The sequence below is a fragment of the bacterium genome (assembly GCA_030655055.1).
Taxonomy (GTDB): domain Bacteria; phylum Edwardsbacteria; class AC1; order AC1; family EtOH8; genus UBA5202.
Map to the genome: position 1 here is coordinate 1 of JAURWH010000198.1, position 8184 is coordinate 8184.

At 53.1% G+C, this 8184-nt stretch carries 8 protein-coding genes; all 8 read right to left on the reverse strand.

Annotated elements, in window-relative coordinates; translation table 11 throughout:
• Window positions 1-851: hypothetical protein (locus tag Q7U71_09250; GenBank protein MDO9391942.1), on the reverse strand; the 851-nt coding region annotated here is incomplete at its 3' end.
• A 30-nt stretch (window positions 852-881) separates the two neighbouring features.
• Window positions 882-1685 (reverse strand): ABC-2 family transporter protein, encoded by an 804-nt coding sequence (locus tag Q7U71_09255; GenBank protein MDO9391943.1) that lies wholly within the window; start codon window positions 1683-1685, stop codon window positions 882-884.
• On the reverse strand, window positions 1682-2686 hold the full coding sequence (locus tag Q7U71_09260) for an ATP-binding cassette domain-containing protein (protein ID MDO9391944.1): 1005 nt from the start codon (window positions 2684-2686) through the stop codon (window positions 1682-1684). The genes Q7U71_09255 and Q7U71_09260 overlap by 4 nt, the downstream gene beginning before the upstream one ends.
• A 348-nt stretch (window positions 2687-3034) precedes the next feature.
• A complete protein-coding gene (locus Q7U71_09265; GenBank protein MDO9391945.1) occupies window positions 3035-3853 on the reverse strand; it encodes a class I SAM-dependent methyltransferase in 819 nt (272 codons plus the stop codon).
• Between the two features lie 118 nt (window positions 3854-3971).
• Entirely contained in the window at window positions 3972-4769 is a 798-nt protein-coding gene (locus tag Q7U71_09270) for a GNAT family N-acetyltransferase (protein ID MDO9391946.1), read from the reverse strand.
• Window positions 4766-5758: a dienelactone hydrolase family protein gene (locus Q7U71_09275; protein ID MDO9391947.1), complete on the reverse strand. Its 993-nt coding sequence runs from the start codon at window positions 5756-5758 to the stop codon at window positions 4766-4768. The genes Q7U71_09270 and Q7U71_09275 overlap by 4 nt, the downstream gene beginning before the upstream one ends.
• 160 nt (window positions 5759-5918) lie before the next feature.
• Entirely contained in the window at window positions 5919-6140 is a 222-nt protein-coding gene (locus Q7U71_09280; GenBank protein MDO9391948.1) for a DUF1858 domain-containing protein, read from the reverse strand.
• A 318-nt stretch (window positions 6141-6458) separates the two neighbouring features.
• Complete coding sequence (locus Q7U71_09285) at window positions 6459-7931, reverse strand: aminotransferase class I/II-fold pyridoxal phosphate-dependent enzyme (GenBank protein ID MDO9391949.1); 1473 nt, start codon at window positions 7929-7931, stop codon at window positions 6459-6461.
• Window positions 7932-8184 lie beyond the last annotated feature (253 nt).

An 8184-nucleotide genomic window follows, 5' to 3' on the forward strand; every position in this document is an offset into this window, starting at 1 on the left:
TAATATATCGTGGAACTATCTATGGCTTTTTCTTCTTCATATATCTCTGCAATACCGACAAGCACCTCAAACTTTTTACTATTATTCCATTTCCATAAGGATAAGAATTTATTATAATCCTTGAGTGCATTCTCGTATTGCTTTAATTTAATATAGCACTCAGCCCGTTGTGTAAGTATCCAAATATCATCTTGTACCATGTTTTTTTCATCAATATATTTGCTAAAATATTCATTATATATCTCTATCGTCTTTTCTGGATTACTGGACCATGTCAAATTAGCCTTGTTAATCCATACTTGGCGGTACAATTTACTTTTAGGATAGTTTTTTATAAGTGTATCGTAATCTTTTATTTTCATGAGACATTCATCCGCATATAGTTGTCCGGCGTAGTTATAAGCACCAATTTTATAATACTTTGTAGCAGAATCATTTTTATCTAATACTGGGTCTAAAAAATAATCGCCTATGCGATAGCATGTTTCTGCATTTCTATCAGTTTTATACTTTAAACTATACTTATAAACATTCACCACTCCATACATTAATTTAATTAAATCTCCATTAGTTGGATCGTCATCTTGAATATCAGATTCTTGTGATCGTAAATACTCTGCAAATGTGTATATAGCTTCTGTTTTAGTTTTATCATCAGTAATTTTATCCAACTCTTGTAATGTCCTTTGTACAGCAGAAGCAATGCTTACGTTCTTTGATCTATTTAATTCATATTGCGCAATGGGGTCAAAAACTTGGGCATGTAACGACACCGTTGGGGCTATGCAGACCAAGGCGCAAATATAAATCATCTGCGCCAAATAACTAGTTTTGATGTTTGGATTAAACATGGTGCAACTCCTATTTTACCAGTAATAGGTTTATCCCCCCTGTATCTCCAGCCGTCTGATCCCATAGTGCCACAGTAGCTGCCCGGCGGCGTAGATGATGATGATCCACATTATCTGCAGCAGCACCCCCTGGTGAACGCGGGACAGCGGCTCCATGCCCAGGTAGATCCTGAGTGGCGCGTAGGCGATGTACTTGAAGGGCAGCCAGAACAAAACATTCTGCACCCATCCCGGGAAAAAGGTGATCGGGATCATCACCCCGGAGAAGACCTCCACCAGCAGCTGTTTGAAGCGGAACACCCCCTCGTTGTTGCGGGTGAAGAAGGCCACCAGCCCGGTCAGATAGCTGATGCCGGCGTGCAGGAAGAAGCTGAGGACCATGCTCAGGGGAAAAAGATACGGCCCCAGCTTTCCCGAGGGCAGCTGGACCGGGAACAGCAGCGAAGCCACCACTATGATGGGCAGGGTCATGAAGATGAACATGAATACGGCCCGGCCGAAGGAGCGGAAATAGTGGTAGAGCTGGAAGTTGGTGGGCTTCAGCAGGTCCATGATGATCGAGCCGTCCTTGACCGCGTCCCCGATCATCCGGTCGATCCGGTTGGCAAAAAAGGTCCGGGCCGACCAGCCGATCACCACGTAGGTCATCATCTGCTCCATGGTGAACCCGGCTATCACCTGCCTTCCGGAATAGACCGCCTTCCACAGGAAGTAGTTCAGGGCGATGATCAGCAGGTAGGAGACGAAGCTGGCCAGCACCTGAAAGCGGTAGGCCAGGTAGGTGATGTAGCCCAGCCGCATGAACTGCCAGTATTTGGCCGACCTCATCCTCATTGGACCTTCCGCCCCTCGTAGACCTTGCGCACGATCTCCTCGATCGGCGGCTCCTCCAGCCCGATGTCCCTGACGTCCAGGCTGGACAGCAGCAGGTGCATCAGCTGGGCGGCGTTCACCTGGCTGCGGTTGAAGCTGATCTCCCAGTGGTAGGCATCGGTGGACTGCATGTCCAGAGGATAATCCTTAAGCAGGTCGGCCAGCCCCGAGAGTTTTACCGGGAAGATGGTCTCCAGCAGCAGCCGGCGGCTGGCGTCCACCCCGTCCTTCAGGGCCTTCAATTCCCCGTCGTAGATGATCTTTCCGGCGTCTATCATCAGCACCCGGCTGCACAGTTCCTCGATGTCGGACATGTCGTGGGTGGTCAGGATGACGGTGGTGCCGTACTCCTGGTTGATCTCCTTGATGAATTCCCGGATGTTGGCCTTGACCGCCACGTCCAGCCCGATGGTGGGCTCGTCCAGAAAGACTATCCTGGGATTGTGAAGCAGCGAGGCCGCCAGGTCGCAGCGCATCCGCTGGCCCAGGGAAAGCTTGCGCACCGGAACCTCCAGCAGTTCCTTCAATCCCAGCACCCGGTCAAATTTCTCCAGCCGGGCCTTATAATCGGACATCGGGATCTCGTATATCTTCTGCAGCAGGTTGAACGACTCCATCACCGCGATGTCCCACCACAGCTGGGTGCGCTGGCCGAAGACCACCCCTATCTGCTTGACGTGCTGGTAGCGCTGCTTGTAGGGGATGAGCCCCTGGACCCGCACCTGGCCCGAGGTGGGCACCAGGATCCCGGTCAGGATCTTGATGGTGGTGGATTTTCCCGCGCCGTTGGGGCCGATGTAGCCCACTATCTCGCCGGAGTCAATGGAAAAGTTGACCTGGTTCACGGCGTGAACGGTCTCGTATTTCCGGGCCCAAAGATCCTTGAAAGCCCCCGTCAGACCGGGCCTCCGGCGGTAGCGTTTGAAATCCTTGACCAGGTTATTTACTTCGATGATAGGCATCTATAAACTATAAATCCTAATTACAATTTTCTAGTTCCCAACCGGTCATTCTGAGCTTGGCAACTTTGCCTGACTAACCGAAGAATCCGTGGAATAAACATATTCTTCGGGAGCAAGTCAAGCCTGGCTTCTCAGAATGACAAAGCCTGAAGTTGTTTGTTTGGCTCTTGGGGATTAGTGCTTAGAATTTGTTAAATTTATGGCATTTTATTAAGTCTTGTATTTTATCACAAGTCATAAATACTGTCAATGCAATAAATTAAGCTGATTAACAAATTATTAAAAAAATAAGAACGAAGTCCAAACTTCGTTCTTATAGGTGTTCAGATCGTGAAATTGCACCTGATTTTACGGTTTTATCCCCCAAACTATCATCCGGGGCAGGGCTTTGGGCGGGATCTTGGCAAAATCCTCCAAAACAGAGTCTATCAACTTCCCCGCTTCCGGCCCCCAACGCTTGATATAGGCGGCCCGCCGCTCCTCCAGGGTTTTGGACATGATGCTGACATAGCCCGGGGTATCGGGGACATCCAGACCTGATGACCTGATGTCTTTCAGTCCCAGCTTGCCCAGAAGAGTGACATAGTCCTCCAGCAGATGCAGGCCCCAGCAGACCTTGCCTTCGATCGCCGCCAGTTGGACGTTCATCCGCTCCATCCGGCCTTCGGCCGACTGGGTTTCCACCTCGGCAAAACCGTCCCTGATCTTGTCGTAGACCACGAACACCCCGCCCGGGGCCAGCACCCGGATGCAGTCGGCCAGTGCCTTGGCCACGTCGCCGTCGGCGCTGACGAAGTCGTGCAGGGCCATCCGGGAGATCACCAGCCCGGCCGAGCCGTCGGGCAGAGGCAGGCTGGTGGAATCTGACTGCAGCACTTCCAGCCGAATGTCCTTGAACCGTTCCTTAAGCTTGGCCGCCGTGGTATCCAGACGCTCCACCGCGTATAGTTTCCCGGTGATCTTAATGTATTTCTGCAACAGTTCATCGGTGAAATCGCCCATGCCCGCCCCCAGCTCCACCGCCGGCAGGACCAGTTTGTCGAACAACGGCTTGAGCGCCTTCTGCTCCTCGAGCTCCAGGGCTTCCTCCTTTAGAAAGTACTGCCGGGACTCTTCTTCGGAGATCCCTGCCTCCTTGGCAAATTCCAGTATTTCTTTTTGATTCATAAATCTTTTAATATAAGTTGAATGATTGCTTTTCACAAGTTATTGGCTGCCGGACCTAACCCCTGCCCCTTCCCCACAAGGGAAGGGATAATGGTCTCCCCCTCCTTACGGGAGGGGGTCAGGGGGGCGGTCGGTTTTCCCTTTCATTGGCCATGAATTCGTTGTATTCTCCGGTTATTTTAAAACCCAGTTTTTGGTAGCATCTGATGGCATCCGCGTTGTCAGTCTTTACATTGAGCCCGATGATGCCCACCGTCTTCAGCAGGTTCCGGCACAAGGCCGCCGTGACAATGGTTCCCAGCCCTTGGCCCCGGAACTCAGGCAAAGTGGCGATGTTCCCCAATGCCGCCACTTTGTATTTCGGAGAATAGACATGGATCCCGGCGATGCTGGCCAGCCGGCCATTCCGGCGGAGGCCGAAATACTGCCCGGTCTCCAGCATTCGAGCGTCAAACCAGTTGCCGGGATAGGCGGAAGCGTAGAATTCCAGTATCTCCGCTTTGTCCCTGGCATCAAGTTGAACTGCGCCGGAGCTATCGATATCACCCAATTTGCTGCTGTCGGTCAAGGTCATTTTATGATGGGTGCCGTGCGATTCCAGCAAAAACATGTCTTCCAGGGAGCTTTCCAGCCCCGGAGTCAAATGGCAATAGAACCTTTTCGGGATTTTAACCTTAAGTTCATCAAGCAGCCCCGGCATTGCAGCCGAGCCCGGGTCATCCAATGCCAGCAGCACCGGGAGTTCTGTGCCTGTATATAATAGCGCCAGGGCGCTGATCATTCCCTTCTCTTCCAGGGCGTACCAGGCAGTATAAGGGAAAAAGAAATCATCCAGGTCGCCCAACTCGTAAAGATGGAGCGCTGGGTTTTGGCGGAGGAAGGATTCGATCCGGGCTTTGTCACTGATCAATCTCACTTCTCCACCCACTCAATGGCCCTTTGCAGCTCGAATTCCTGGTTGGGCGGAAAGGCATGCCCCAGCCGGGCGTAGACATTGAAGCTGGCGGTTATCCCCGACATGATGAACGATCTTATCGCCTCCAGGTTGGCCTTGATCATGGCCTCCGGCTCCAGCTCCCCGAACATGATATAGACTTTAAGGTTATTCTCCCGGCTCCTTGGCAGGAACTGGTCCAGCGAGGAATCATACATCCCGGCCATGGGGATGATGCCCTTGAAAAGAGCAGCATTCTTGGTTCCGATATAGTAAGAAGTTGTGGCTCCCTGGGAAAAGCCCATCAGTATTATCCTTGAAGGATCTATCTTGTATTTGGCCTGCGCCGTCTTTATGGCGGCCAGCACCTTCTGCTCGGCCGTGTCCCGTTCGCCCCAGCTGAAACCGTCCTTTCCCGCCGCGTCAGGCCCGTAGGGGGCCAGCACGATATAACCCATCTGCTGCGGAACTCCGGCCAGGGCCTGTACTATGTTGTTGGGATCGCTGCCGTAGCCGTGCAGGGCCACCAGCAGGCCGTAGGTCTTGGCGGGATCGAAATCCTGGGGCAGTCCAATGACGGGTTTTTCCGTTTTGGCTTTCAATTCTGCGATCAGCTTTTGAACCCGGGCCAGGGTCTTCTTGTATTGCCTGGTGCTGCGGATGTTATTCATGTCCTGGTCCCGGTCAAAATCATAATATCCCAGGTCCACCGCACTTTCCAGCCATTTAACGGCCTCGGCCTTGTTGTTCAAAAGGCTGTAACAGCAGGCCGTATTGTAAACGGCCAGGACATAACCGGGATAGTGCCTCAGCAGGGAGATGTAGTTCTGGGCCGCTTTTTGATAATCCCCGGCCTGGTAATCCTGCTGGGCCAGTTTCAGGCAATGGTTGGCCGAATCGGCGTTCTGGGCTATACTGGGAGAAGACATAAGAAGAAACAGCAGTGGCAATAGGAGTTTAATGTGTCTCATTTTGATCCCTCCGGTTTGAATATTTGAGATCTTGGTTTTATTAAGATAATGGCTTTCCGATTTGATCGGAAAATCATTTAAAGTATTTTAATACATCTTTCGCCCGCAGTCAAACAAAAAAGCAGCCTGTTTTTTAACAGGCTGCTTTTTTACCAGTGGCTTATTTTTTCTCCGCCGGTTCGGCTTCCTTAAGGCAGGCATTCAGCTCAACCACGAGTTGGCCGGCATCCAATCCGTGGGTCATAGCCCCCTGTTCCACCGTTTCCCGGTAGGCCACGCTGCAGCCAACGCAGAAAAGGCCATGGGAGTAAAATACCTTGATGGTCTTGGGGAACTGGTTGACCACCTCCATAATGGTCATTTCTTTGGTGATCTGGTCCATAAAGCAGTCAGTTTACTTCTGCTTCTTCATCGGCTTGCCGCAGCACTCCTTGGGAACCTTGGAGGTCTTGCCGCAGTCATCGCACTTGTAGTCCACTTTGCTTCCGCACCCGCAACAATTGCACATTTTAAGTCGCTCCTTGTTTATTGAGTTTTGTTTATTGGCCGTTTTGTTTTCAAAGATTAGTAATTATCACTCTAAAAAAGCTATTTGTCAAGCCCCTAGCCTACGACCAGTTTACTGTTTACATGCCCTGAGCCGCCGGGCTGAGCGTGCCGAAGCCATGTCGAAGTCTGCGTCCCATTACGGTTCCCCATTTCAAGCCACGACCCTGATCTTCCCCGGCTGGCCGGCCTCCGGCCCCACCAGTATGGCCCCGATCTTCTTCATGTCCCTCAAATACTCCACCGCCTCTTTGGTGATCCGCTCCCCCGGCACTATCACCGGGATGCCCGGCGGGTAGACGGTGAAGAACTCGGTTGAGATCTCGCCCACCGAATCCTTTAAGGGTATGGTCTTGTACCCGGCAAAAAAGGCCTCCCTCGGGGTCAGCGACATGGCGGGATAGTTGGACGGGAACTGGATGTCCAGCTTCTTCAGCCGGGCGTTGGGCTGGCAGGAGCCGGCCAGGGCTTTAAGCGCCGCCAGCAGCTTGCCGGCCTCGGCCTGTCCGTCGGCCAAAGTGAAGATGAAGGCCACGTGGTCCCAGTCGGCCATCTCGGCCTGGATGTTGTATTTCTCATTAAGTATCTGGCTGGCCTGGTAGCCGGTCAGGCCCAGCTTGTCCACGAAGACGATCAGCTTGGACGGGTCCAGCTTGAAGGGCTTGACGTCCTCGGGATTAAGGCAGTACAGGCCCTTGACGGCGTTGATGTCCTTCTTCAGCTTGACCGAGATCTTTATGGACCTGTCCAGCAGTTCCCGGCCGTGCAGGGCCATCTGCCTCCGGGCCAGGTCCAGCGAGGCCATCAGCAGATAGGACGGGCTGGTGCTCTGGGTCAGCAAAAGAACCTCCTCCAGGTCCCGGATGTCTATGTTGGGCCCCTTGACGTGCAGCATGGAGGCCTGGGTCAGGCCGGAGATCAGCTTGTGAGTGCTCTCCACGCAGATGTCGGCCCCGGCCTCCATGGCCGAGGTGGGCAAACTGGGATGGAACAGGAAATGCGGACCGTGGGCCTGGTCTACCATCACTACCCGGTCGTTGAGGTGGGCGGCCTTCACTATCTTCTCCAGGTCGCAGCAGATGCCGTGATAGGTGGGCGAGGAGACGAACACCGCCCGGGCCCCGGGGTTCTTTTCCATGGCCCGCTCCACCGATTCCGGCGAGACGTTCAGGATCAGCCCCCACTGCTGGTTGACCTCGGGATGGATGTAGACCGGCAGGGCCCCGGACATGATCAGCCCGGCGATCACCGACTTGTGGGTGTGGCGGGGGACGATGATCTTGTCGCCGGGAAATAGCACGCCCATCAGCATGGCCAGGTTGCCGCCGGTGGAGCCGTTGACCAGAAAATAGCTGTGGTCGGCCTGGTAGGCCTTGGCAGCCAGGGCCTGGGCTGCTTTTAGGACTCCGGTGGGATGGAACAGGCAGTCGGTCTCCGGCAGCACGGTCAGGTCCATCCGGAAGATGTTGTCGCCCGCCAGCTGGCGCCAGGCCGGGTCTATGCCCTTGCCCTGCTTGTGGCCGGGGGTGTGAAAGGCCGCCTTGGGCTGTTTGACGTACTCGGCCAGGGCCTCGAACAGCGGGGCCCGGCTCTGGGGGGATCTGTTGGGGGATGTTCTGTGTTTCATTTAAACTCGTAACTGCTTTTTATAAGGAAACCATGAATGCAGGAAAACATAAATATAAAATAAAAAATACCTTAGTGATCTCCGTGTCTTTGTGTGAGTAATCCTTTTCGCGCCTTTTCGTGTTTTTCGTGGGCAAAGGTATCTCAGGCGAACTTGGCTGTCATCAGTTTCTTGTCGGTGATCACCCTCTGTTGTTTCTCAAAGTCCTTCCGCAAGAACTTTGGCAGGCAGAACATGCTCATATGGGTGACGC

Excerpts from the sequence above, each read along its gene's own strand:
- Q7U71_09265 (MDO9391945.1), bottom strand. The coding sequence starts at position 3,853 with ATGAATCAAAAAGAAATACTGGAATTTGCCAAGGAGGCAGGGATCTCC.
- Q7U71_09285 (MDO9391949.1), bottom strand. The coding sequence starts at position 7,931 with ATGAAACACAGAACATCCCCCAACAGATCCCCCCAGAGCCGGGCCCCG.
- Q7U71_09255 (MDO9391943.1), bottom strand. The coding sequence starts at position 1,685 with ATGAGGATGAGGTCGGCCAAATACTGGCAGTTCATGCGGCTGGGCTAC.
- Q7U71_09280 (MDO9391948.1), bottom strand. The coding sequence starts at position 6,140 with ATGGACCAGATCACCAAAGAAATGACCATTATGGAGGTGGTCAACCAG.
- Q7U71_09260 (MDO9391944.1), bottom strand. The coding sequence starts at position 2,686 with ATGCCTATCATCGAAGTAAATAACCTGGTCAAGGATTTCAAACGCTAC.
- Q7U71_09275 (MDO9391947.1), bottom strand. The coding sequence starts at position 5,758 with ATGAGACACATTAAACTCCTATTGCCACTGCTGTTTCTTCTTATGTCT.